This window comes from Pectobacterium atrosepticum (assembly GCF_000740965.1).
GTDB classification, from domain to species: domain Bacteria; phylum Pseudomonadota; class Gammaproteobacteria; order Enterobacterales; family Enterobacteriaceae; genus Pectobacterium; species Pectobacterium atrosepticum.
The window spans coordinates 1,076,546-1,100,712 of sequence record NZ_CP009125.1; the positions used below are offsets into that span (position 1 = coordinate 1,076,546).

Annotated in this window: 24 protein-coding genes; 15 read left to right on the forward strand and 9 right to left on the reverse strand. The window is 51.8% G+C overall.

Annotated elements, in window-relative coordinates; translation table 11 throughout:
- Positions 1-7: 7 nt before the first annotated feature.
- Positions 8-637 (reverse strand): TetR/AcrR family transcriptional regulator, encoded by a 630-nt coding sequence (locus GZ59_RS04820; RefSeq protein WP_011092569.1) that lies wholly within the window; start codon positions 635-637, stop codon positions 8-10.
- A 289-nt stretch (positions 638-926) separates the two neighbouring features.
- Between GZ59_RS04820 and GZ59_RS04825 the strand changes: the two genes are divergently transcribed.
- The 3 genes from GZ59_RS04825 (at position 927) to GZ59_RS04835 (ending at position 4,240) form a co-directional block, all read left to right on the forward strand.
- On the forward strand, positions 927-2,135 hold the full coding sequence (locus tag GZ59_RS04825; protein ID WP_039290478.1) for a Tm-1-like ATP-binding domain-containing protein: 1,209 nt from the start codon (positions 927-929) through the stop codon (positions 2,133-2,135).
- Positions 2,136-2,151: 16 nt separating this feature from the next.
- Positions 2,152-2,982 carry a phosphoenolpyruvate hydrolase family protein gene (locus tag GZ59_RS04830; RefSeq protein WP_039294758.1) on the forward strand — a complete coding sequence of 277 codons (831 nt, stop codon included), beginning with the start codon at positions 2,152-2,154 and terminating at the stop codon, positions 2,980-2,982.
- A 214-nt stretch (positions 2,983-3,196) separates the two neighbouring features.
- Positions 3,197-4,240 carry an alpha/beta hydrolase family protein gene (locus tag GZ59_RS04835; RefSeq protein ID WP_039290481.1) on the forward strand — a complete coding sequence of 348 codons (1,044 nt, stop codon included), beginning with the start codon at positions 3,197-3,199 and terminating at the stop codon, positions 4,238-4,240.
- Here the strand turns inward: GZ59_RS04835 and GZ59_RS04840 are convergent.
- From GZ59_RS04840 to mutY, 4 genes are all read right to left on the reverse strand, one after another.
- Positions 4,203-5,300, reverse strand: a complete 1,098-nt coding sequence (locus tag GZ59_RS04840; RefSeq protein WP_039294760.1) for a helix-turn-helix domain-containing protein — start codon at positions 5,298-5,300, stop codon at positions 4,203-4,205. The two genes, GZ59_RS04835 and GZ59_RS04840, sit on opposite strands and share 38 nt — an antisense overlap.
- 69 nt (positions 5,301-5,369) lie before the next feature.
- Positions 5,370-6,443: a membrane-bound lytic murein transglycosylase MltC gene (mltC, locus tag GZ59_RS04845; protein ID WP_039290484.1), complete on the reverse strand. Its 1,074-nt coding sequence runs from the start codon at positions 6,441-6,443 to the stop codon at positions 5,370-5,372.
- Positions 6,444-6,495: 52 nt separating this feature from the next.
- Positions 6,496-6,768, reverse strand: a complete 273-nt coding sequence (locus GZ59_RS04850; protein WP_011092575.1) for an oxidative damage protection protein — start codon at positions 6,766-6,768, stop codon at positions 6,496-6,498.
- Positions 6,765-7,871, reverse strand: a complete 1,107-nt coding sequence (gene mutY / locus GZ59_RS04855) for an A/G-specific adenine glycosylase (protein ID WP_011092576.1) — start codon at positions 7,869-7,871, stop codon at positions 6,765-6,767. Before mutY ends, GZ59_RS04850 begins: the two co-directional genes overlap by 4 nt.
- Positions 7,872-8,036: 165 nt before the next feature.
- On the opposite strand from mutY, the gene trmB reads away from it, so the two are divergent.
- The 4 genes from trmB (at position 8,037) to GZ59_RS04875 (ending at position 13,271) form a co-directional block, all read left to right on the forward strand.
- Entirely contained in the window at positions 8,037-8,756 is a 720-nt protein-coding gene (trmB, locus tag GZ59_RS04860; RefSeq protein WP_011092577.1) for a tRNA (guanosine(46)-N7)-methyltransferase TrmB, read from the forward strand.
- A 1-nt stretch (position 8,757) separates the two neighbouring features.
- On the forward strand, positions 8,758-9,102 hold the full coding sequence (locus tag GZ59_RS04865) for a YggL family protein (RefSeq protein ID WP_011092578.1): 345 nt from the start codon (positions 8,758-8,760) through the stop codon (positions 9,100-9,102).
- 114 nt (positions 9,103-9,216) lie between these two features.
- Positions 9,217-9,930: a YggN family protein gene (locus GZ59_RS04870; RefSeq protein ID WP_011092579.1), complete on the forward strand. Its 714-nt coding sequence runs from the start codon at positions 9,217-9,219 to the stop codon at positions 9,928-9,930.
- 254 nt (positions 9,931-10,184) lie between these two features.
- A complete protein-coding gene (locus tag GZ59_RS04875; protein ID WP_231848502.1) occupies positions 10,185-13,271 on the forward strand; it encodes an autotransporter domain-containing protein in 3,087 nt (1,028 codons plus the stop codon).
- 51 nt (positions 13,272-13,322) lie between these two features.
- Here GZ59_RS04875 and GZ59_RS04880 read toward each other — a convergent pair whose 3' ends face one another.
- The 4 genes from GZ59_RS04880 to mutH form a co-directional block, all read right to left on the reverse strand.
- Positions 13,323-14,384, reverse strand: a complete 1,062-nt coding sequence (locus GZ59_RS04880; protein ID WP_011092581.1) for an NADP(H)-dependent aldo-keto reductase — start codon at positions 14,382-14,384, stop codon at positions 13,323-13,325.
- 206 nt (positions 14,385-14,590) lie between these two features.
- Positions 14,591-14,797 carry a YgdI/YgdR family lipoprotein gene (locus GZ59_RS04885; protein WP_039290490.1) on the reverse strand — a complete coding sequence of 69 codons (207 nt, stop codon included), beginning with the start codon at positions 14,795-14,797 and terminating at the stop codon, positions 14,591-14,593.
- Positions 14,798-14,970: 173 nt separating this feature from the next.
- Complete coding sequence (locus GZ59_RS04890) at positions 14,971-15,687, reverse strand: TerC family protein (protein WP_011092583.1); 717 nt, start codon at positions 15,685-15,687, stop codon at positions 14,971-14,973.
- Between the two features lie 271 nt (positions 15,688-15,958).
- On the reverse strand, positions 15,959-16,654 hold the full coding sequence (gene mutH, locus GZ59_RS04895) for a DNA mismatch repair endonuclease MutH (protein WP_011092584.1): 696 nt from the start codon (positions 16,652-16,654) through the stop codon (positions 15,959-15,961).
- Positions 16,655-17,350: 696 nt separating this feature from the next.
- Between mutH and rppH the strand changes: the two genes are divergently transcribed.
- From rppH to GZ59_RS04935, 8 genes are all read left to right on the forward strand, one after another.
- Positions 17,351-17,884, forward strand: coding sequence for an RNA pyrophosphohydrolase (rppH, locus tag GZ59_RS04900; protein WP_011092585.1), 534 nt, complete (start codon positions 17,351-17,353; stop codon positions 17,882-17,884).
- A 12-nt stretch (positions 17,885-17,896) separates the two neighbouring features.
- On the forward strand, positions 17,897-20,143 hold the full coding sequence (gene ptsP / locus GZ59_RS04905; RefSeq protein WP_011092586.1) for a phosphoenolpyruvate--protein phosphotransferase: 2,247 nt from the start codon (positions 17,897-17,899) through the stop codon (positions 20,141-20,143).
- Between the two features lie 206 nt (positions 20,144-20,349).
- The gene (gene lgt / locus GZ59_RS04910; protein ID WP_039294763.1) at positions 20,350-21,216 is read left to right on the forward strand and encodes a prolipoprotein diacylglyceryl transferase; all 867 of its coding nucleotides are present in this window, start codon (positions 20,350-20,352) and stop codon (positions 21,214-21,216) included.
- A 36-nt stretch (positions 21,217-21,252) separates the two neighbouring features.
- On the forward strand, positions 21,253-22,047 hold the full coding sequence (gene thyA / locus GZ59_RS04915; RefSeq protein ID WP_011092588.1) for a thymidylate synthase: 795 nt from the start codon (positions 21,253-21,255) through the stop codon (positions 22,045-22,047).
- 173 nt (positions 22,048-22,220) lie between these two features.
- Positions 22,221-22,724, forward strand: coding sequence for a prepilin peptidase-dependent protein (locus GZ59_RS04920; RefSeq protein ID WP_039290493.1), 504 nt, complete (start codon positions 22,221-22,223; stop codon positions 22,722-22,724).
- Positions 22,718-23,329 carry a prepilin peptidase-dependent protein gene (locus GZ59_RS04925; RefSeq protein WP_039290497.1) on the forward strand — a complete coding sequence of 204 codons (612 nt, stop codon included), beginning with the start codon at positions 22,718-22,720 and terminating at the stop codon, positions 23,327-23,329. The genes GZ59_RS04920 and GZ59_RS04925 overlap by 7 nt, the downstream gene beginning before the upstream one ends.
- Positions 23,326-23,781, forward strand: a complete 456-nt coding sequence (locus GZ59_RS04930; RefSeq protein WP_011092591.1) for a YgdB family protein — start codon at positions 23,326-23,328, stop codon at positions 23,779-23,781. Before GZ59_RS04925 ends, GZ59_RS04930 begins: the two co-directional genes overlap by 4 nt.
- Positions 23,768-24,163, forward strand: coding sequence for a prepilin-type N-terminal cleavage/methylation domain-containing protein (locus tag GZ59_RS04935; RefSeq protein WP_039290504.1), 396 nt, complete (start codon positions 23,768-23,770; stop codon positions 24,161-24,163). The genes GZ59_RS04930 and GZ59_RS04935 overlap by 14 nt, the downstream gene beginning before the upstream one ends.
- Positions 24,164-24,167 lie beyond the last annotated feature (4 nt).

Sequence of the window (24,167 nt, forward strand, 5' to 3'; positions counted from 1 at the left end):
ACGTTCGTTAGGTTTTCGGCGAATCAGCCTGCGCGGCGTCTTCTTCCGCCTGCCGTAGAATGGCTTTGGCGACCCACTGCGTGACATCCTGAATGCCGTCTTCCTCCAGATTCCAGATATCTTTCAGCACCAGAAAAACTTCGGAACCATAAATGAGTGATAAGGCATAAATCACTCGCTGTTGCGCGTCTGGCGAGATTTTTCCTTCCAGCGGTTCGGTGGCAATCTTGAGCAGGCGTTTACGATTGCCGCGTGTCAGCGTATCGGTATGAAGACGATTAGAACGGCGGTCGGCCCATTGCTGGAGTGAAAGATGCAGGGCGGCACGCAGCGCACCTTCATGTTCCAGCATCCTTGGGTAAGCAAAACGCAGCAGTTCGGCAACGCGTTCTCTGGCGTCCGGTTGTGTCGGATGCCACGCGAGGATCGGGCCAAGGCTTTCGCCAACAACGGCTGAAACTAACGCACTTTGCGTTGGAAAATAGCGGTAGGCCGTCGCACGTGAAAGCTGAGCCGCAGCGGCAATATCGGTAATGGAAGGAAATATGCCTTGATCGAACATATTCATGGCGGTATCAATCAATAAACGACGAGTTTTCGCCCGCGTTGATGTCAGTTTTTCATCCTGTTCAATCACATAGACCTCATTGAATTTTTCTGGCCGGAAGCTATCAGGCAGTACGGCGTTATAGCCTGAACTATAGCAAATTGAGTGATTCTTGTGCCACGTCAAGCTTTCTTACTGGTAGTGTGTTGCCATACATAACATTTTGAGACTTTTGTCTCATTTGGGTATTTAATGATTTGTCTTTCTGATACTCAAGTCTCAATATGGCGACAAATTAATCTTATCTGTTTTTGGCTTCTTATAATTATCATTTATATCAATCTGTTAATTGTTTCGCTAACGGTGGGAGGGATACCAAGTGGGAAGTGAAGTTGGCAGCGTTTATATTGCGAGTACAGCGGATACTAAAGGGAAAGAGCAGATTTATGTCCGCGATCTTATTGCCGCAACGGGCTTGAAAACGGTCATGGTCGATCTTTCAACGCACTCACGAATGTCGGATATAACAGATATCAGCGCAGAAACGGTGGCATCTTACCACCCACAGGGCGCATCGGCGGTATTTTGCCACGACAGAGGACAGGCAATTAGCGCTATGGCCGTTGCATTCGAGCATTTCATGCTGTCGCGCGATGATATTGCCGGGGTGCTTGGTCTTGGCGGTTCCGGCGGTACGGCGCTGATCACTCCCGCCATGCAGGCTCTACCGATTGGTATGCCCAAGCTGATGGTCTCGACGATGGCCTCCGGCGACATTTCCGGCTACATCGGTGCCAGCGATATCTGCATGATGTATTCCGTTACCGATGTGGCGGGTCTGAATCGTATTTCCCGTCAGGTTCTCGGCAACGCCGCCCACCAGATCGCCGGAGCCGTGAAGTTTCATATTCAGGAACATCATGAAGATAAGCCCGCGATTGGCCTGACGATGTTCGGTGTCACGACGCCCTGTATTCAGGAAGCCAGTAAATTGCTGGAAGCGGAGTTTGACTGTCTGGTCTTTCACGCGACGGGCAGCGGCGGCAAAGCGATGGAAAAGCTGGTGGACAGCCATTTGCTCACCGGTGTGCTCGATCTCACCACGACTGAAGTGTGCGATTTACTGTTTGATGGCGTACTGGCCTGTGGGCCGGAACGGTTTGATGCAATAGCCAAAACTCAGGTGCCTTACGTGGTGTCCTGTGGTGCGCTGGACATGGTGAATTTTGGTGCTCCCGCCAGCGTGCCGGAGAAATACGCGCATCGTCTGTTCTACAACCACAACGCACAGGTCACCCTGATGCGTACCACGATAGATGAAAATATCGCGATGGCGCGCTGGATTGGAGAGAAGCTTAACCGCTGTGAAGGCGAGGTGCGCTTCCTGATTCCGGAAGGTGGCTTCTCCGTACTGGATGCGCCGGATCAAGCATTCTGGCACCCAGAAGCGCGTGACGCGTTTATCAGGACACTGGAGAGCGTCGTCCAGCAAACGGCAAGACGACAGATTATTCGTCTGCCTTTCCATATTAACGATCCTTTATTTGCCCACGCGGCTGTCGATGCGTTCTGGGCGTTATTGAAGTAAAAAGGGAGAAAGCATGATGTCAGGCATAAACCGTCAGGAACTGCTGGCAAAATTCCGCGCAATGATCGCACGCCGTGAACCGATTATCGGTGGTGGTGCCGGAACGGGGCTTTCCGCAAAATGTGAAGAAGCGGGCGGCATCGACCTGATCGTGATCTACAACTCCGGGCGCTATCGCATGGCGGGGAGGGGGTCGCTGGCTGGCCTGTTGGCTTACGGCAACGCGAATGAGATCGTCGTGGATATGGCGAAAGAAGTGCTTCCTGTTGTGAAGCACACGCCAGTGTTGGCGGGAGTAAACGGTACCGATCCTTTCTGTCAGTTTGATAAGTTTCTGGATGACCTGAAAGCGTTGGGCTTCTCTGGCGTACAGAATTTCCCAACCGTCGGCCTGATTGACGGTAATTTCCGTGCCAATCTGGAAGAAACTGGTATGGGATATGCGCTGGAAGTAGACATGATTCGTCTGGCGCACGAAAAAGACATGCTGACCACGCCTTATGTGTTCAACGCAGAAGATGCGGTCGCGATGACGAAAGCGGGCGCGGATATTATTGTGCCGCACATGGGGTTAACGACTGGCGGTAACATTGGGGCAGAAACCGCGCTTAATCTGGCGGATTGTGTTCCATTGATTAACCACTGGGCGGATGCGGCGAAGGCCGTGCGTAAGGATGTGATTGTACTGTGTCACGGCGGACCGATTTCAACGCCGCAGGATGCACAGTTCATTATGGATCACTGCCCGCAGTGCGATGGTTTTTACGGTGCCAGCTCCATGGAGCGGTTGCCGACAGAAATAGCGTTAACGGCTACTACACAGCAATTCAAAAAAATTAAGCGTTAATAGATTTTTTTGGCTCTATACCCGCCGATGTCCTAACGCAGGAAGAAAGGCGAGTAAATTTCGTGCCAATATCAGGGAAGGCGGCCAGCTTATGCTGGCCGTATTTTTTTGTGCATTAAGAAGAGGTACTAAATAGCGTTTTAGGTCGCATCGGTAAGAAAGTCATTGTTATAAATACTGTTTTTCACAGTGCAGAAACTTCGGAGAAATAGGTATGACATGGCGTATCACAATAGGATTACTGATGAATTTACTACTCAGCTTTGCTGTTATGGCGGATGCCGGTATTGGGTTTCAACAAATAACGCTGGCCGATGAGGCCAATAGTCGGTCGTTGGACGTCGCCGTATTTTATCCGACGTCGTCGTCACAACAGACGGCGATAATGGGTGAAAATGTTGTTTTTCCCGGTATCGCAGTGAGCAAAAGCGCTGTGCCTGAATCCGGTGAACATCCTTTGGTTGTGGTTTCACATGGTTACGGCGGGAATTGGCTAAATCAACTTTGGCTGGCGCAGGCGCTGGTTAAACAAGGTTATATCGTCGCCGCCCCCAATCATCCGGGAACGACTACCAAAGATATGCGAACGGAGAATGCTCAGGCGTTGTGGCAACGGCCTAATGACATCAGCCGAGTCATTACAGCATTACTTGCCACGCCAGAAAAGACAGGGCGAGTTGACGAGAAGCGGATTGCTGCTCTGGGTCACTCGCTAGGGGGATGGACGGTGCTTGAGCTTGCTGGTGGGCGTTTCAGCACGGATCAATTTGAGCGCGACTGTCTGACGCATGTCGGGCTAGCGTCCTGCAAAGCCTATGAAAAAATGCAGATCGCAAAAAGTGCCTCATCGCGTGCGCAGCTTGATAAGTCATTAGCTGATCCGCGGATCAGCGCAGTGGTATCGCTGGATATGGGACTGGCGCGAGGGTTTACCGCAGAGAGTCTGGCAGCAATAAACATTCCTGTATTGATCTTCGCGGCAGGGTATCCGAGTGAGGAACTGCCTGCCGACTTGGAATCTCACGATTTGGCGCGGAAGCTGTCACCTGCGCATTCAGCCTATAAGGAAATTGCTGACGCAACGCACTTTAGCTTTATGCAGCTTTGTAAGCCGGGTGCCGTTGAGATTATCAACGCTGAGAACCCAGGAGACGGCATGATTTGTCTCGACGGTGGTGAACGTTCGCGTGAGCAGATTCATCAGGAAGTGGAAAAGGATATCAGCGATTTTCTTCAGGCGGCGTGGCGGAAGCCGTAGCCTGTTCCCGAAGTGGGTACTGACTACGCCAGACGCTGGGGCTCATGCCCGTTAGCCGCAAAAACTCGCGGTTGAAGTTTGATTTAGTCTGAAACCCGCTCTCCAGCATGATATCCGTGATGCGTGCATCTGTTTGGCTGAGGAGGCGCTTAGCCTCCTCGATTCGATATTCGTTGATCACCTGCGAGAAATTACGGCCGTGAACGCGGTTGATGGTTTCGGACAGGCGTCTGAGTGGGATTCCCATGCGTCTGCTCAGGCGCTGAAGCGTCATGCTCGGATCGGTATACAACGCATGAGTACGAATGAAATCATCTAACGTTTTTGCTAGTTGGTGTTCATCATCGGTTGCGGGTGGCGCTTCCGGCTTTTGGTCATGTGTAACGATAAGCTCAGTCTGCGAGCGTGCAGAATGCGTGACGATAAGCATGGCCAGGATCGCCAACATGACAATGTGGAATACGGTAATGATGGTTGCCGCGTGGCTACCGTTGTTGAAGGCGATATCCAGTGCAATCACTAGATCGATAGCGCCGGAGATAAGGACATACGATCCTGCGATAAACGGTGCGCTCTTCCACATGGAGGAGGACGTTCGAGGATGGCGAGCGGTGTATACCAGCGAGACGCCATAACCGAAGTAAACACTCACCAGCGTGATATCGATGAGCGGAATAGTCGTTCTACTTTGGATTACGCCTGCACCAAGGGTGAATAAAGGCGGTAACAGATGAAGGAAGGTCGCTTGCTGTCTGCGGGGTAAGGCATCTGGCGCGTTCTTGCTGTAGGGGAAAAGGCAAAGCCATAGCAGCGACGGAATTGACGCGGCAATCGCGGGCTGGATGAACGCAGGGAAAGCCATATTGCTGCCCCAGCGCAACGCCACCAATGTCAGGGCAATACAGCTCACCCCGATGAATATCGCCTCTACTTTGCTATTACGTCTTTTTGTTTTGTTGTTATGAATATTTATATTGCTTTTCATATGCAGAAACTGGATACGAAAAAACAAAATAACCAGCAGAAGTGCAGTGATGAACGGTAAGGGAATCGTAGTCATGTCATTCGTCTGGTGAAGCCGCGCTGCCGGAGTAAAACCGGTAGCGCGGCGTTCTGTGGAACCCATGAATTAGCGGCGATAATTTTTCTGCGCCGTGTTCACTTTGTTCAGGTAGCGACGTGATTCACCAGAAGGGTGTTTCGTCGTCAGCGTTTGGTAGACATCGCCCGGCGACATGTTGTTAATAATGCCTACGGCGCGATCCCGATCGCTGGAGAAGACACGCAACACGCTGCCTGCGCCACCGTTATACGCGGTGATGACGGCGTAGCGTTTCGACGTCGGGTTTTCAATACCGGCTAGATAGCTGTTCTTCAGAATCGACAGATAGGCTGTACCCGCGTCGATATTTTGTTCTGGATCGAACAGATAGCTGCGGCTTGGCTGCCCCCATTTCCCTTTCATCTTGAAGACATCACGCCCTGCGCTGTGCTGCACTACCTGCATCAGACCCAACGCATCGGAACGGCTGACGGCGTAAGGGTTGAAGCTGGATTCTGTCTGCATAATTGCCAAAATCAGCGACTCTTCAATACCGTAACGTTCAGAGGCTTTGCGCACCAGCGGCAGGTATTTGTGTGCACGTTTGTCCAGATGGTTAGGGACGAGCTGGATCGTGACCGACCAGATAACATGCAGGCCGGAAGTACGTTTTTGCAGACGGTTTTGGAGCAGGTAATCCGCGAAGCTGGCGGCACGCCCTTCCCAGCGGATCGCTTGTCCGGTGTTATCCAGCACCTGTCCATACAGCAGCGGTTCGCGGCTGATTTGAATATCGTTAGCGTCGGAATACAGGTCGGTGTTACTCGCGTCATCACCCATCAACAGGGTAGTGATAATCGCCTGACGCAGGCTGGCGACGGAGTTGGTCGCCGAAAGGGTTTCGATAGTGATCGAACCGGCATCAAAGTTGATGTGGCTACGCGTCTGATATTGATCGGTGTATTTGACGTAGTCTTTCGGACCAGCGATCAGAACCTCATTAATCCCCCAGATATTTTCGATGTTGTTGGCAAATTGCCCCATCAAAATATCGAATGCGTTGGTATCTTTGAGAAACTCTTCGTTGTCGGTATTCCCTTTGTTTCCCGAACAGGAAACCAGCAGTGGTGCAATCACCAGCAGAGCTAACATTTTCTTCATATAACAAGCCGTGTCGGAATAGGGACGTAAGCGGGCCCGAAAGCCCGCAATCTCAATGGCTCGGAGGCGTATAGCCTTCGATGTGAACGTCCTTCCCTTCAAACAGGAACTTGATCATTTCCTGTTCCAGCAGCTTACGGTCGTCAACGTTCATCATGCTGAGTTTTTTCTCGTTGATCAGCATAGTTTGCTTGGTTTGCCACTGCGCCCAGGCTTCTTTAGAAATTTCGTTATAGATGCGCTTGCCCAGATCGCCGGGGTAGAGCTGGAAATCCTGCCCTTCAGCGTCGCGTTGTAAAACGGTACAAAAAATCGTTCTGCTCATGCTTCTTCCTCATCAATTGCGCAGGCATTCAAAAGTGTTGACTGTGGGTGAGCCAGTTCCCTCAGCAGGCGTTCTACTGGGGCGGCCAGTCCGACAGATGGCGGCTGCGCTAAGTTATACCAGAGACCTGCACCGTCATCCATGCAGGACCTGTTTTGTGAGCGATCGGTCTGCGATACGTTCAACCAGAGTGGAACGATATCCAGATGAAAATGGCTAAATGTGTGGCGGAACGCGACAAGCTGCTGCAATCCATCAGGATTCAGACCACGTTGCTGCATCCAGAGTTCCAATTCCTGACGTTCGCTGAACTGTGGGAAGCAAAATAACCCGCCCCACAGACCCACGGGAGGGCGCTGTTGCAGCCAGACCTGAGAACCTTGTTGCATCAGCAGGAACCAGCCGGTTTTCTCCGGCAGCGTTTGCTTCGGCTTCTTACCGGGGTATTGTGCCCAACTGTGGTTGGCGTAGGCGACGCAGCCCGTGCTTAGCGGACACAGCTCGCACTTGGGGCGGCTGCGGGTGCAAACCATCGCGCCGAGATCCATCATTGCCTGATTAAACTGGCTGACGCCTTCGGCGGGTGTCACATCCTCACTCCGTGCCCACAGCTTCTTTTCGACCTCTTTCTTGCCCGGCCAGCCGTCAACGGCGTAGCAGCGTGCCAGCACGCGCTTCACGTTGCCATCGAGAATCGGGTAATGCTGGCCGAGAGAGAGCGACAAAACTGCGCCTGCGGTGGAACGTCCGATGCCCGGTAACGCGGCGACTTCATCAAAGGTAGTGGGGAATTTGCCGCCATGACGTGAAACGATGGCCTGTGCCGCTTTGTGTAGATTGCGCGCACGGGCGTAGTAGCCCAGCCCAGTCCACAAGTGGAGGACTTCATCCAGCGGTGCTGCCGCCAGTGTGTTGACGTTGGGAAAGCGTTCCATAAAGCGTTGGAAATACGGGATAACCGTGGTGACCTGCGTTTGTTGCAACATCACTTCGGATAGCCATACTTTATAGGGAGTTTTCTCAAGCTGCCACGGCAGGGTTTTGCGGCCATAGCGTTGATACCAGTCCAGCACCTGATGGGCGAACTGTTGCGCTTGCATCATAAAATGGAGTCACTATCCGACAGGTAAAAAGTTTGATAGCGATTCCAGCACAGAGTGAATGTGCTGTAAACCGGAACTTTCCGAGGCTGTGGGCTTGCTAAACCACGGTATCCTTGCATAATGCGCGTTTCGTTAACGAAATCGGACACCAAGTAAGCACTCTTTATGATTAACAACGTCATTTCACCGGAATTTGATGAAAACGGGCGCCCGATGCGTCGTATTCGCAGTTTTGTCCGCCGTCAGGGGCGTTTGACCAATGGGCAACAACTGGCGCTGGATAACTACTGGCCGGTGATGGGCGTGGAATATCAGACCGAGCCGGTGGATTTTAACGCGCTATTTGGGCGCGACGCACCGGTGGTGCTGGAAATTGGTTTTGGGATGGGTGCATCGCTGGTAACGATGGCGGCACAGCATCCTGAGCAGAATTTCCTCGGTATCGAAGTTCATCTGCCGGGGGTGGGGGCATGTCTCGCTTCCGCACAGGATGTGGAAATCAGTAATCTGCGCGTGATGTGTCACGATGCGCTCGAAGTACTGATGAAAATGATCCCCGATAGTTCACTGTCCATGGTTCAACTCTTCTTTCCCGACCCGTGGCATAAAGTTCGGCATAATAAACGCCGTATCGTGCAGGCGCCGTTCGTTGAGTTAGTGCAGAGTAAGTTGAAAGTTGGCGGTGTGTTCCATATGGCAACCGATTGGGAACCTTATGCGCGACACATGCTCAAAGTGATGACGTCTGTCGCTGGATACCGTAATCTTTCCGATAATAATGAGTACGTTGTGCGGCCGGAGTCCCGTCCGCTGACGAAATTTGAAGCACGCGGCCAGCGTTTGGGGCATGGCGTGTGGGATCTGATGTTTGAGAGGATAAAATAAAATGGCACAAGCTCGTAGCCGTCGTTTGCGTAAAAAACTTCACATTGATGAGTTTCAGGAATTAGGTTTTTCGGTCAGCTTCCGCTTTCCAGAAGGCACTAACGTGGAAGATATCGATCAACTGATGGATAAATTCGTCGACGACGTCATTGAACCACAAGGGCTGGCATTTGAAGGCAGTGGTTATTTGCTCTGGGAAGGTTTGGTCTGTCTGCAAAAAATTGGCCACTGCACCGAAGATCATCGCCAACTGGTTAGCCGCTGGTTGGAAGAGCAGAAACTGACGGACGTGAAAGTCAGCAATCTGTTCGATATCTGGTGGGATCTGCCAGAAAACCTGCTGTAATCCTTGGTTTTATCAAGGAATGCCTGAGCTGATTTTGGCTCAGGCGTTATCCGCTTCATCAAAGGGCACATTGCCGCTTTCTCGCCACTGCCGTTGTTTTCTTCAGGAGAAAATATGTCGCGTAAAATGACCTTGGGTTTGTTGATGTTGCTGTCTTGGCAAGCGCAGGCGGCTTACCAGTGCAACGTGAATCCGCAGGACGACATTATTATCAGTCCGCAGCACGTACAGGTCGTGGGTGCCAGCGGCAATTTACAGCTTTCTCCGCAGGGCGATATTGTCCGTAATGGTACGCCATTGACCCTTAACGCCGAACAGCGCCAAAAATCCAAAGCCTATCAGGCTGATATACGCCAGCAACTGCCGTGGATCGACCAGGGTGCGCAGCAGCATCTTGAAAAAGCGCGAGTCGCACTGGATAAAGTGATCGTGCAGGAGCTTGGCAGCGACAGCAATGTGCGCAATCGCCTGACTACGCTGGATAAACAGCTCAAACAGCAGATGAACCGTATTATCGAACACCGCAGTGATGGCCTGACGTTCCACCATCAGGCGATTAAGCAGGTTGAGCAAGATGGCAAGCAGATCGTGCAGCAAAGCATGGGCGGCGTCTTGCAGGACAGCCTGAACGAGATGGGCGTAAAACAGATGTCCAGCGGCGGCAACCCGCTGCAGGCGATGATGGGCAACCTCGGCGGTTTGCAGAAGGCGATTCAGGCCGAGTGGAATAATCAGGAACTGGAGTTCCAGCGCTTCGGCAATGACGTATGCGGTCGCGTCACGTCATTGGAAGACCAGCGCAAGAGCCTGTTGCAGTCGCTGAAGTAGATTGAAGTAGATTGAAGTAGCTTAATGAAACGGGCTGATGCCCGTTTTTTGATCGTCCCTTCCCAATTTTCCGCATTTTTCTTTTCTGCATGACGTTTCATCACCCGCATCTGGATGTCTCATGACATTCATCCATAGAGTATTCATCGATTGTTACTTTCAGGCGTTATGACTATTTGTTTTGATAACGTAGAGTGACCATCACATTTGTGTTTAAAGGGACGTTACTCATGCTATCGGTGTGGAAAAACAATGTGTTGAAAAAAAAGGAAATGCGTATCGCGGAGAAATCGCGTCAGGCTGGCGTAAAATATGGCCGTGATAGCGCTTGCTACCGTGTGCTCACGATGTGGTTATTGCTTGGTTTCCCGATAACGCTGTGGGCCGCAGAGGATTTTCGCACGGCGGAGTATGAACGTAATGGTGCCGCACTGGATTCGATCAACGCGGCAGAAGCTTACGGTCTCGGCTTTTCGGGGAAGGGCGTTGGTGTTGCGGTCATTGATGCTAACGGCGAACTGGGCGGCGATGAATTTACCGGGCGGGTAGATTCGGGCGCGGGGTGGATCTCATCACCGTGGGATGGTGCGTTTCATGGCTACGCGGTTGCGGGTGTCATTGGCGCGGCGAAGAACGATAACGGCATTCATGGCATCGCCTATCAGGCGAACCTGTTGCCGTTAGGAACCACATTTTCATCGCAGACATTGGTGAATGCCCAGCTTAACGTGCTCGACCGTCCAGATATTAAGATCGTCAATAATAGCTGGGGATACAGAATATTTAACGATACGGTGCAGACATTTAGCGTCGATCGTCAGATTGAATTACTGGACGGCATCATCAACAACAACATGGTGATTGGTGCGGAGATGGCAAGGCAAGGGCAGTTAACAGTTTTTGCTGCGGGGAACGAAGGACATCTAACACCGTCGATTATCTCTGGGTTGCCAACGCTACTCGATGCCTATGGAATTGAGAATACGATAGCCAATAACTGGCTTAATGTTGTGGCTTACGATCCTTCTCAACGTCCTTCCAGCGCGGCGTTTATTGCATCATTCAGTAACTTGGGGCTTGGGTCGTCGGCTTATACGCTGCTTGCGCCGGGCGTGAATATTGTGTCTACCACGGACGCCAATAATACTGACACATTCAGCGGCACGTCATTTGCGACACCCTACGTTTCGGGTGTCTCTGCGCTGGCTGCTGAAGCCTTTCCGTATCTGAACGGTAAGCAGTTAGCGGATATTCTGCTATCCACTGCCACGCCGCTCTCTGGCGAGAATACCCCGCGAGCGGTGTTGCTCATTCGTAAGAATTACGACGATCGCCAGAACTATCTCAATAGCGAGCTCGATGTTTACGCGACGGGCAATGCCGTTACGTTCAACGATGAGGAAATGACCGCCTTTCTGGCTCGGGTCAGGGAAGATGCTTTCTTCGACAATCTCACGGATGAACAGATCCGCAGCGCGATCCGCGCCCGCGCCAACGCGCAAAATATCAATGTGCTCACGACGGATGATTACCAATCGCTATTTGGTCAGGGGATCGTTAACGCCTATAAAGCGGTGCAGGGACCGGGTGCATTAAACGCGCAGCGGCTAAGTAATAGCGATCTCAGTAGTGGAATATTCAACGGTAACTACGCGATCTACGGGGTTGATACACAAGGGTATTCCAGTACCTGGAGCAATGATATCGCACAGGTGAAAAATACGACCAGTGGAAGCTCCCTGTATCAACTGGATGTCGGCTTACGCAAGCAGGGCGCAGGGGCGCTCTATCTGACGGGGAGTAATACCTATCTCGGACCGACGATTGTAGAAGGCGGCAGTATCGTGGTGGGTAAGGTTGCGCAGGGGAGTGGCAGTCTGGCGGGGGATGTCTGGGTGCAATCTTCAGCCACGCTAGGCGGACATGGCAAAATTGCAGGTACTGTCACGCTTGAGAACGGTTCAACGCTTTCACCCGGTGCATCCGTTGGCACATTAACGGTCGGTAATGTGGTTTTTCATTCAGGCAGCATTTATCACTATGAGATTGATGAGCAGGGTAATGCTGATGGTCTGAATGTCACTCAGGATGCGGCGCTGGCGGGAACCGTGGTACTGAATGCCTCTTCGCAATCGCTGGGCGATCGTTTTACCCTATTGAATGTCGGCGGTACCCTGAGTGGCAACTTTGATGGATTGATTTCTAACTCAACCCAGCCTTTCCTGCAGGATACGCTGAACTATGGCAACAAGCAGGCTTATCTGGATGTGGTGCGTAATAATCGGGCCTTTAATGATGTTGCCATAAGCCGTAATCAGCGAGCCGTCGCGCAGACGATCGAGAGCCAAAGAGGTGGGGCGGTTTTCTCTGCTATTGCTAACAGCCGAAGTGAGGATACCGCACGAGCGGCGTTCGATAACCTCGGCGGTGAGATCTATGCTGCCTCGCGCGCCGCATTGCTCCAGCGTAGCCGCTATGTGCGAGACGAGATCAACGGCGCGCTGCACGATGAAAATGCACAGTCGCTGTGGCTGAGTACGTGGGCTAACAATGGTCAATTCGATGAAACTGCCGAATCCTCACGCGTAAATCACAGCGGCTATGGCTTCTTAATCGGTAACGGCAGCCCAATTGGCGAAAGCAGTACGCTTGGTGTTGTCGTCGGCGCAGAGAAAAGCAAGATCAAAACCGATGCGCGTGCCGCCAGTACCGATGTAACCGCCTATCACGCAGGCAGTTATTGGGGAACGACCTATAGCGGAATAGCATGGCGATCCGGTCTGGTCTACAGCTATCTGGATATGGACACTGAACGCGATATTCAGATGCCTGGGCTCATCAGCCGCGCTCAGGCGGATTATCATGCGCACCTTGTTCAGGGATTCGCGGAGGGAAGCCATCGATTCGCGTTTAATGACAGCCTGAGCGTTGAACCTTATGGCAATCTCTCGTATGCCTGGCTCGATCTTGCGGGTGGGCAGGAACACGGAAGCGCAGCTGCACTGCGCTGGGAACGTCAGGGCAGTGGTGCGGGATATTCAACGCTGGGTTTACGCAGTGAGGCGCGTTGGTCTTCCCATTCGCCTATCAGGCTCTATGCTGATGCCGGCTATCAGCGACGTTTGACGCCGGACCGTACCCAAACGCGACTGAGTTTTACGCAGGGTGGCGAGGCTTATACGATTCGTTCCGCGACTGACGATCGCGATGCGCTGCTATTACGGGCGGGCATCATGCTGGCGATGAAGCCGAATGCGACGCTGGTGTTGGGTTACCAAGGCGTAGTGAGCGATAAAATGAGTGAAAACAGCGCCAAAATGCAGTTTGGACTCACATTTTGACGTAAGTCGGTAATCCCACACGGCGGATGAAAAGCCGTGTGGGATTATGTATTACGGTGCAGGGAACGTGAAGCGGCGGTGGATGGCTTCCAGTTCATCAAGAATCTCGCCGTCCAGCGTCAGGTTCTGGCTGTCGAGGTTGATTTGCAACTGCTCCAATGTGGTTGCACCCAGCAGCGTGCTGGCGACGAACGGCTGCTGACGTACAAACGCTAATGCCATCTGTGCCGGATTCAGACCGTGCTTTTGCGCCAGCGCGACATACTCGGCAACGGCTGCCTGAGCCTGCGGGCCAGTATAGCGGGTGAAGCGGCTAAATAGCGTGTTGCGGGCATCAGCGGGTTTCGCGCCATTAAGGTATTTACCCGTCAGCGTACCGAACGCCAGTGATGAATAGGCGAGCAGTTCCACGCCTTCATGCTGACTGATTTCCGCTAAGCCGACTTCAAAACTGCGATTCAGCAGGCTGTAGGGGTTTTGAATCGAGACGATACGTGGTAGATCGTGTTTTTCCGCCAGATGCAGATAGCGCATCACGCCCCACGGGGTTTCGTTAGAGACGCCGACGTAGCGAATTTTACCGACACGCACCTGTTCATTCAGTGCTTCTAACGTTTCTAGCAGCGTCACTACCGATTTGTCGTCGGTATATTGCGGTTTGTCATCAGTATATTGATAGTTCAGCTTGCCAAAGCAGTTGGTCTGGCGCTGTGGCCAATGCAACTGATAGAGATCGATATAGTCAGTGTTCAGGCGTTGCAGGCTGGCATCCAGTGCTGCGCGGATGTTTTTCCTGTCCAGTGCCTGTTGAGGGCGGATGCTGTGATCGCTTCCGCGCACAGGGCCGGAGACTTTACTCGCCACAATCAATTTTTCGCGTCCGCCACGGGATTTCAGCCAGGAACCGATATAGCTTTCGGTTAACCCCTGTGTTTCTGGGCGAGGAGGAACGGCGTACATTTCTGCTGTGTCAATCAGGTTAACACCTGCGGCAATGGCGTGATCTAACTGGGCATGGGCGTCTGCTTCGCTGTTTTGTTCGCCAAAGGTCATCGTACCAAGACCCAGCACGCTCACTTCTAAAGAACTATGGGGAATACGGTGATATTGCATTGCCAGCTTCCTTATGTCTGAAAATAGCAGGCGTATTTCCCGTCATTTCCGCATGATTTGCTGCGATTCCAATGAGTTTGGGAAGACACACCTGAATTCGACTATAACGAAGCCGTGACGAGTGGGGAAGTCTCTTCTGTTACCCCTCTGCAGGATTTTGCTGGGGAGTGTCGCCCGATGAGAGAAATATCGGGCTAAAATTGAGGTTAGCGCTGCACAATCTGAGAGACTTGGTCGCTGTTGATTTGTTTCTGATTACCTTGCTCATCGGTATAGCTAAGTAACCCAGTATCTTTATCTAACATGGGCTTCCCCTGTGTCAGGAGCATTTGCCCTTCTTTTGTCGCCATCACATAGTTACTGGAACAGCCCACAAGGGTGAATAATAACGCCAGTGTTACCGCCATTTTCATCATATTAACCTGTTAATAAATGCAAAATCTAAAGTGAGTCTAGCAAATGGTCGCGGGGGATAACGTAGGAATAATGGAAAAAATGCGTATAGAGGGAATTAATTTTGTGTAATCAGGCGGCAGGTTGCCGCCTGATGATGGCGTCTTTATCGCGAAAGCGCGTTATGCCGCGATCAGTGCGCTGTTTTATCTTTCTTACTGCGTAACAGGTTCAGTGCCTCGACGGACATCGAGAAGAACATGGCGAAGTAGATATAGCCTTTCGGTACGTGAACGTCGAAGCTTTCCAAAATCAGAGTGAACCCGACAAGGATCAGGAATGACAAGGCCAGCATTTTGACGGACGGATGGCGTTCGACAAACTCGCCGATAGGGCGTGCGGAGAACATCATCACGAGAACGGCGATAATCACAGCGGCCATCATAATAAACAAATGGTCAGACAGACCGACTGCGGTAATCACCGAATCCAGGCTGAAGATAATATCTAACATCATGATCTGCACGATCGCGCCGAAGAAAGAGTACGTCTTGGAGGTATGATCTTCTGAACCGCCTTCGACAGTTTCATGAATTTCCATGCTGGACTTCCAGATAAGGAAGAGCCCTCCGAAGAACAGAATCAGATCGCGAGTGGAAATTTCATTGCCTACCACGGTAAACAGCGGGTCGGTCAGACGCATTACCCAGGCGATAGACGCGAGCAGCCCCAAACGCATGAACATCGCACCCATCAGACCGATGCGGCGAGCTTTGTTTTGTTGGGCTTTAGGTAGTTTGGCGACAACCAGAGACAGGAAAATAATGTTATCGATCCCAAGAACGATTTCCAGAATAGTCAGCGTTCCCAATGCTAACCATGCGTTCGGATCAACAATCCAATCAAACATTGTATCAATACACCTTAAACGAAACGTAAACGACATTATACTCTGCCAGTTCGGTGCGTAGGCAAGCGAAAGTGTCGCTCCCCTTCATCTTTCGTTTTACGACCGTATACTGGCGCCCCTTTTTGCTCCAGGTCGGCGTCAGACTTTTCTCTGGTAGCATTCTATTGCCGCAAAACTGCGACGTATCAGACCAGTGTATGATGAAGCACTGTACGGATGAAGTAGGGTGCTAATAGAACATAGCGCTAATGAAACATGATGATAATGACATTCAGTTGCTGAGCTGCATAAAGTGGCGGGCCAGTAGCGGAGCGGTAAAGGTTTTTTTCAGGTAGAACCCTCGTGGTAAGGTCAAAATAGGTTGACCAAACTCGCCAATGGCCTCTGTTAATGCTCGACTGTTTGCCGCTTTGGGGCGTAATTGCAGTACTTCGCCATGACGGGCGGTGATGCTTTCTACTCGGCCAAGCACAATCAGGTCCATCAACTCTTCCCAGTCACAGCGTAGCTGTTCCTCTTCTTCGTCATTGGGGCTCCAGATCAGCGGCGTGCCAATACGGCGTTCTCCCAGCGGAATGTGACGCGAACCTTCCACCGGAATCCACAGTACCCGTGCGAGCTTGTGCCGTACGTGGCTGCTTTCCCACGTTACACCACTGTTGCCTGTTAACGGTGCGACGCAGACGAAGGTGGTTTCAAGCGGTTTACCCTGTTCATCAATAGGGATGGTTTTTAGCTCGACACCAATTTCAGGGAAATCCTGCTCGGGTTTGCTGCCTGCGCTCGCACCTAGAAAACGTTCCAGCAAGATGCCAATCCAGCCTTTATCGCGTTTCAGGTTAGCGGGAAGAGGCAGGAGAGCGATGTCCGCTAATTCCGCAAGATTATAGCCTGCGAGGGACTGTGCTCGTTGCAGCAAGGCTTGTTCATTTTGCGGTGCGATCGTGTGGATCGAGGGTGAATTCATAGGGTATCGCCTGATATTTTTCCGCTCAAAAAAAATACAGTAAATGGAAAATACAAATACATAGCCTGCAAGGTTGTGGAGAGAAACAATAATAGCATGATTCGTAGCGTTTTTTTTCAGTGTGACGGCGATCACTGAACGCAGTTTTGCAAACTGTGCACGTATAGCCACCGACAATGAACAGGATCTTACACTAGGTTATCCACAGATTTCTTGGATAACCCACATAAACATGAATTACTGGTTCCATTTACAGCCTTGACTCCCAGCCTTTTTGCTGTGTTTGCCTATTTATTGCCTGAGTTTGAGACATTACCTGTGGATAAAATCGGCATAGTGCGATCTTTCGCCAATCTTGCATTGTATGCCATTTGAACAAAAAATAAGGGTTAGCTATTTCAATTAAAATGGTTTGTAACATCATGAATAAAGATAACTATTTTTTAATTGTTGGTGTTTTTTTTTCTTTGTGAAAAATGAGTTTTACTCACTTCTTCATGGGTTCTGCACAAAGATGTCCACAGAAAAAGTGAATAAACTGCGAGTTCTGGTCTTCACATGTTTATAACTTTGATCTTATCTGTGGGTTATCTTACTTTTATTAGTGTCACATGCTTTCTAAGCAGTGGTTTACCGCCTGACGGGAGTGTGAAACAATCGGGCTATCTTTGCATTGATGTTTATTGAGGTAGTCCGGTGATCGATGATGATGGCTACCGCCCAAACGTTGGTATTGTAATTTGTAATCGGCAGGGGCAGGTGATGTGGGCCCGGCGCTATGGTCAGCACTCATGGCAATTTCCGCAGGGGGGAATTAACCCCGGTGAAAGTCCCGAGCAAGCGATGTACCGCGAACTGTTTGAAGAAGTCGGGTTAAGAAAAAAGGATGTGCGTGTGTTGGCATCTACCCGTAACTGGTTACGCTATAAATTACCAAAGCGTTTGGTGCGTTGGGATACAAAACCGGTCTGTATCGGCCAAAAGCAGAAATGGTTTTTGCTACAGTTGATGTGTAATGAGTCGGATATCAATATGCAGAGCAGCGGCACGCCGGAATTTGATGGCTGGCGCTGGGTGAGTTACTGGTATCCGGTACGTCAGGTCGTCTCTTTTAAGCGAGATGTTTATCGTCGCGTGATGAAGGAATTTATCAGCCCGGTGATCCTGCTTCAGGAGAGTGTTGCGGCTCGGGTGGCGACGCCACCCAGTCCTCGGCGAAAAAGAGGGTAATTCAGACACATTATGCTCACGCGCTTGCGAGAAATTGTCGAAAATGTTGCGGCAACGGCCCGCCTTAGTGATGCGCTGGACATTCTGGTCAATGAGACCTGTCAGGCTATGGACACGGAAGTCTGTTCCATTTATCTGGCCGATCACGATCGTCAATGCTATTACCTGATGGCGACGCGCGGGTTGAAAAAGCCGCGCGGGCGCACGGTTACGCTGGCGTTTGGGCAAGGCATTGTCGGGCTGGTTGGGCAACGTGCTGAGCCCATCAATCTGGCCGACGCTCGTACGCACCCCAGCTTCAAATATATCCCCGCGGTCAAAGAGCAACATTTTCGTTCTTTTCTCGGTGTTCCCATTATTTACCGTCGCCACCTGCTGGGTGTGCTGGTGGTTCAACAGCGTGAACATCGTCAGTTTGATAAAAACGAAGAGTCGTTCATGGTGACGCTGGCTACGCAGATGGCCGCTATTCTTTCCCTTTCGCAGATAAAAACGCTCTTTGGCCAATACCGCCAGACGCGCGTTAAAGCGCTAGTCGCAGCACCCGGTGTGGCGATTGCCCCTGGCTGGCAGGATTGTACCCAACCTTCTCTGGAACAGGTTTTCCCCGCATCCAGTTTGGATAGTGAGCGCGAGCGTTCCCGTTTAACGCAGGCGTTAGAAGAGGCGACGGCGGAATTCCGTCGCTTCAGCAAGCGGTTTAGCGCCAGCGCGCAGAAAGAAAGCGCGGCGATTTTCGATTTGTATTCGCACTTGCTGAATGATGCGCGCCTCAAACGTGAACTGTTTCAGGAAGTAGATGCGGGCAACGCCGCCGAGTGGGCTGTAAAGCTGGTTATCGAGCGTTTTGCGGCGCAGTTCACCAATTTGCAGGACACCTATTTACGCGAGCGCGCAGGCGATCTGCGTGCGTTAGGGCAACGCCTGCTCTTTCATCTCGACGATAACGCGCAAATCATGGGGCAATGGCCTGAACGCTTTATTCTCGTTGCGGATGAATTAACGGCTACGCTGCTCGCGGAACTGCCGCCGGAGCGGTTGGCGGGCGTCGTTGTCTATGACGGTGCTGCCAATTCACATGCGGCGATTCTGGTTCGTGCCATGGGCATTCCTACGCTGGTTGGCGCGGACATTCAGCCTGAGCTGCTGCATCAGCGACAGTTGATCATTGACGGCTATCGCGGTGAGTTGCTGGTCGATCCTGAACCGGTGCTGGTGCAGGAATACCAGCGTCTGCTGACGGAAGAAAACGAGCTAACTCGTCTGGCCGAAGGCGAGATGGAGCAGCCTGCCGTGCTGAAAAGCGGTGAGCGCATTCAGGTCATGTTGAATGCGGGATTAAGCGCCGATCATGAAAAACGCTTTATCAATCAGGTTGATGGTGTTGGACTGTACCGCACGGAAATCCCTTTTATGTTGCAAAGCGGGTTTCCGTCCGAAGATGAGCAGATGGCACAATACCAAAGCATGTTGGATCTTTATCCTACGCGCCCCGTGATGCTGCGTACGCTGGATATTGGTGCGGACAAGCCGCTGCCTTATCTGCCTATCAGCGAGGAGAATCCTTGCCTTGGCTGGCGTGGCATTCGTATTACCCTCGATCAGCCTGAAATTTTTCTGATTCAGGTGCGCGCCATGCTGCGTGCTAACGCGCATATCGGTAATCTCAATATTCTGTTGCCAATGATCAGCAGCCTGGATGAAATCAGTGAAGCGCGTCGCCTGATCGATCAGGCCGCAGGCGAGGTAGAAGAATTACTGGGCTTCCCGCAGCCCAAGCCGCGGATTGGGATCATGATCGAAGTGCCATCGATGCTGTTTCTGCTCCCTCAACTGGCTTCCCGCATCGATTTTGTTTCGGTTGGCACCAACGATCTGACGCAGTATCTGCTAGCGGTAGATCGTAACAACGCTCACGTAGCATCGCTCTATGACAGCCTTCATCCTTCGATGTTACAAGCGCTGAATATGATAGCTGTCGAGTGTGAACGACATAACATTCCGCTTTCCGTGTGCGGTGAAATGGCGGGGGAAGCGCTTGGCGCACTGCTGTTGACCGGACTGGGCTATCGCTCTCTCAGCATGAACGGGCGCAGCGTGGCGCGAATTAAATATTTGCTGCGCCAAATTACGCTGGCTGAGTCGCAGGCATTGGTGAAGCAATTACTGAGCGCACAGAGTTCGACGGAAGTCCGGCAGTGGGCGGCGATTTTCATGGAAGAGCATGGACTGGGCGGCTTGATTCGCGGCGGGCGCTAATGCGTAGCGCAGCCAACGCACAGGCAACTTGAAGTATGACGAGTATAAATGTTTTACAGAACTTTTCCCCACAGCGAGCAATGAGCACGGGCGCGTATGCTATGATTCGCCACCGCGGTTTGCAGGAATGGATTCATTCTCCTGCCTTTTGCCTATCAATGACGATCCCGAAAGCAGGGATAACACAATAAAATATGTGGTGAATGATGACGACAAGCTATCTGGCGTTTCCTCAGTTTGATCCAGTGATTTTCTCAATTGGCCCGTTGGCGCTGCACTGGTATGGGCTGATGTATCTGGTGGGTTTTGTATTTGCCATGTGGTTGGCGGTGCGTCGGGCGAATAAACCGGGTAGCGGTTGGACCAAGGATGAAGTCGAAAACCTGCTGTATATGGGGTTCCTTGGGGTTTTCGTCGGCGGGCGTCTGGGCTATGTCCTGTTTTATGCCTTCCCGTCATTTCTTGAAAATCCGCTCTATCTTTTCAAAGTCTGGGATGGCGGTATGTCGTTCCACGGCGGTTTAATGGGCGTTATCTGCGTCATGCTGTGGTTTGCTCATCGAACCAAACGCCATTTCTTCCAGGTCGCTGATTTTATTGCGCCTCTGATTCCTTTCGGGCTCGGTGCCGGCCGCTTGGGCAACTTTATCAACGGCGAACTGTGGGGACGTGTCACGACAGATACCCCGTGGGCCATGCTGTTTCCAGGCTCGCGCAGCGAAGATATGATGCTGGCTGTTAGCAACCCGCAATGGCAGACGATTTTCAATCAGTTCGGTATGCTGCCGCGTCATCCTTCCCAGCTGTATCAAATGATGCTGGAAGGCGTGGCATTGTTTATCATTCTGAACCTCTTTATTCGTAAATCTCGGCCGATGGGCAGTGTGTCGGGACTTTTCCTTATCTGCTACGGTATGTTCAGGATTATTACCGAATTCTTCCGCCAGCCGGATGCGCAGTTAGGGCTGTTCGGTGGCCTGTTCAGCATGGGACAAATCCTGTCGTTGCCAATGGTGCTCGCCGGTATTCTGATGATGGTCTGGGCCTATCGCCGCCAGCCTGCACAGCAATAATCCGCCGTCCTTCTTTAATATTTGTGGTGAGGTAGTATGAAACAGTATCTGGATCTGATGAAAAAAGTGCTTGAAGAAGGCACGCCGAAGGCCGACCGTACCGGTACGGGCACGCGTTCCATTTTCGGCCATCAGATGCGTTTCAACTTGCAGGACGGGTTTCCGCTGGTTACCACCAAAAAATGCCACCTGCGTTCGATTATCCATGAACTACTTTGGTTTCTGAACGGCGATACCAATGTTGCTTATCTGAACGAAAACAAAGTCAGTATTTGGGACGAATGGGCAGATGAGAACGGTGATTTGGGGCCAGTTTACGGTAAACAGTGGCGTTCGTGGGGAGCCGCAGACGGTCGTCAGATCGACCAGTTGAAGAATGTCCTGACCCAGTTGAGACAGGATCCTGATTCTCGCCGTATTATCGTGTCTGCTTGGAACGTGGGCGAGCTGGACAAAATGGCGTTGGCACCGTGCCACGCGTTTTTCCAGTTCTACGTGGCGGATGGCAAACTCTCTTGTCAGCTTTATCAACGCTCGTGCGATATCTTCCTCGGCCTGCCGTTCAACATCGCCAGCTATGCGCTTTTGGTGCATATGGTGGCGCAGCAGTGCGATCTGGACGTCGGTGATTTCGTCTGGACAGGTGGTGACACGCATCTGTACAACAACCATATGGAACAGACGCACTTACAGTTGAGCCGAGAACCGCGCGCGTTGCCTAAACTGGTGATTAAACGCCGCCCAGATACGCTATTCGACTATCGCTTCGAAGATTTTGAAATCGAGGGATACGATCCGCATCCTGCCATCAAAGCACCGGTGGCAATCTAAAGCCTTTCATCGTTTCTCTGGGCCGCGTAATGCGGCCCTTTTTGTTTCCTCGCTTTCCCACCTCCCCGCACGTTTTTCCTGTTGTTACATCGTTGCAGTAAAACATTGCGAACCGCCGCGTATAACGTTGTTAACACGCTGTTTTTGCGGATAAGACTCACTATCCTGACGCCATGAAAACAGGGAATCGACAACTCCGAGGATTTACCTTGCTTGAATTATTGGTGGTGCTGACGATTGTGGCACTGATGGCGGGCGGCGGCCTGCATGGCTGGATTCAGTATCAGCAGGCTATCCGTCTGGAGCAAAGCGCGCAGCAACTACTCGATTTTTTGAGTCGGGTTCAGGCCAATGCCTACTGGCATAACGAAACTCGCACAGCGAAGCTGATACCACAGGGGGCGCTGTGGTGTGTGGTTTCTGGTCAGAATGAAAAGCAGGCAGAGGCGGTATGCCGTGAGAACGATGCGGGACAGTTCGTTCGCCGCACACAGGATGTCGTGTTGGCAAAGTCCACAAGCAATGTTTTCACGTTCTTTGGCTTGCGTAACGCCGCACAGGCTGGGCACATCTCGTTGTCGAATTCTGCGGGGCAACTGCGTCTGGTTATCTCGGTAAGGGGACGCATTCGTCTGTGCAGCGAGTCGCAAGCTGTTTTGGCGGTTCCCTTATGTTGAAACAGATCGTGTTGAGACAAGCAGGGTTAGGGTGTGAACAACGCGGTTTCACACTGCCGGAAATCCTGCTGGCGTTGAGTCTTGGCAGCCTGATTATGCTGTCGGCGGCACAGTTGTACCCTCTGTTGCGCAGCCAAAGTCAGGACAGCGCACAGCTTTTCCGACTGGAACAGCTATTCAGTCAGGTAGCGATGGGGATTGAGAAAGATATCCGTCGGGCGGGGTTTTGTGCAGGAACGTGTCAGGGAAAGGCAATCAGCATGGGGAATTATCCGGGAGAAGCGGAAAACAGCTGTCTGAATGTCTCTTACGATCTGAACCGGAATGGCGTGTGGGATGGTGGAGAACAGCAGGATGCCGAGTCTTTTGGCTATCGCCTGCGCGGCAGGTCGTTGGAAATTCAGAGTGGGGCACATAACTGTCAGGGTGACCGGTGGGAGAAGCTGTTTGATCCGCAGGAGGTGGTGCTCACGGTGTTCCGACTACAGCGCCTGTCTGCGAAAAATGATGTGGCGTTGTATGAACTGCAACTGGCTGGTTATTGGGCCAAACGTCCTGCCGTTCGGCAGCATACCACTCGCATTATTCTCGGTCGCAACCAATGAGGACAGGAAAGCAAGGAGGGAGTGGAACGCTGGCTATGGTGCTGCTTATCGCTATTATCGGCCTGCTGCTAATGTCTGGTTTGCAACGCCAGCTTGATGCCGCCATTCAGATGGGAAACGATGAACGGCACTATCTGCGAGCCTTCAATCAGGCATTGTCCTCACTGAACTGGGGAAGCGGGCAGCGCTGGGGCACGATAACAGAAAACTGGCAGTGCCAGCAGCTGTCGACGGAACAGCTAGCGGTATGTCTGCGTGCGGCCTCGGATGGGGAGCAAGGAATACTGCGTGGTGAAGGGGCGCTCCCTGCTTCTGTGCGAGCGTTGAGGCTGTATCAGCGAGTGTCATTTTCGGCACTGTCATCGGGCCAGATTGCTATTCAACCATTAGGTAATGGCTGGCTAGACTTTTGCCCAGATAAAGATGTCGCGCGCTGTGATGCAACGGAGTAGCGCAGTGAATAACAGATTCGTAAGTCGTCAATCTGGTTTCAGCCTGCTGGAGACGCTGGTGGCGGCGTTGCTGTTTGCCGTATCGCTGATGGGGCTACTGCAATATCACCAGATCTTACAACAGTCATTTCAGCACCAGTGGCAACAGCGTCAGGCTTGGCGGTTTGCTATGCAACAGCTTGAGGCCTATGAAGCGGGTGTGCCGTATCATCCGTTCAATCTTGATAATGCGGCGTCTCTTTCGGGTAAAAACTGGCAGTTTAGCCTGTTAGAACAGCAACAAAGCGGAGAATGCCGTCAGGTAACGGCAAGAGTCATGACGCCACGTCGCTATCAGGCTACACTGAACCGTTGGTTTTGCCTGTCATCAACCAGTAAGTGATTGG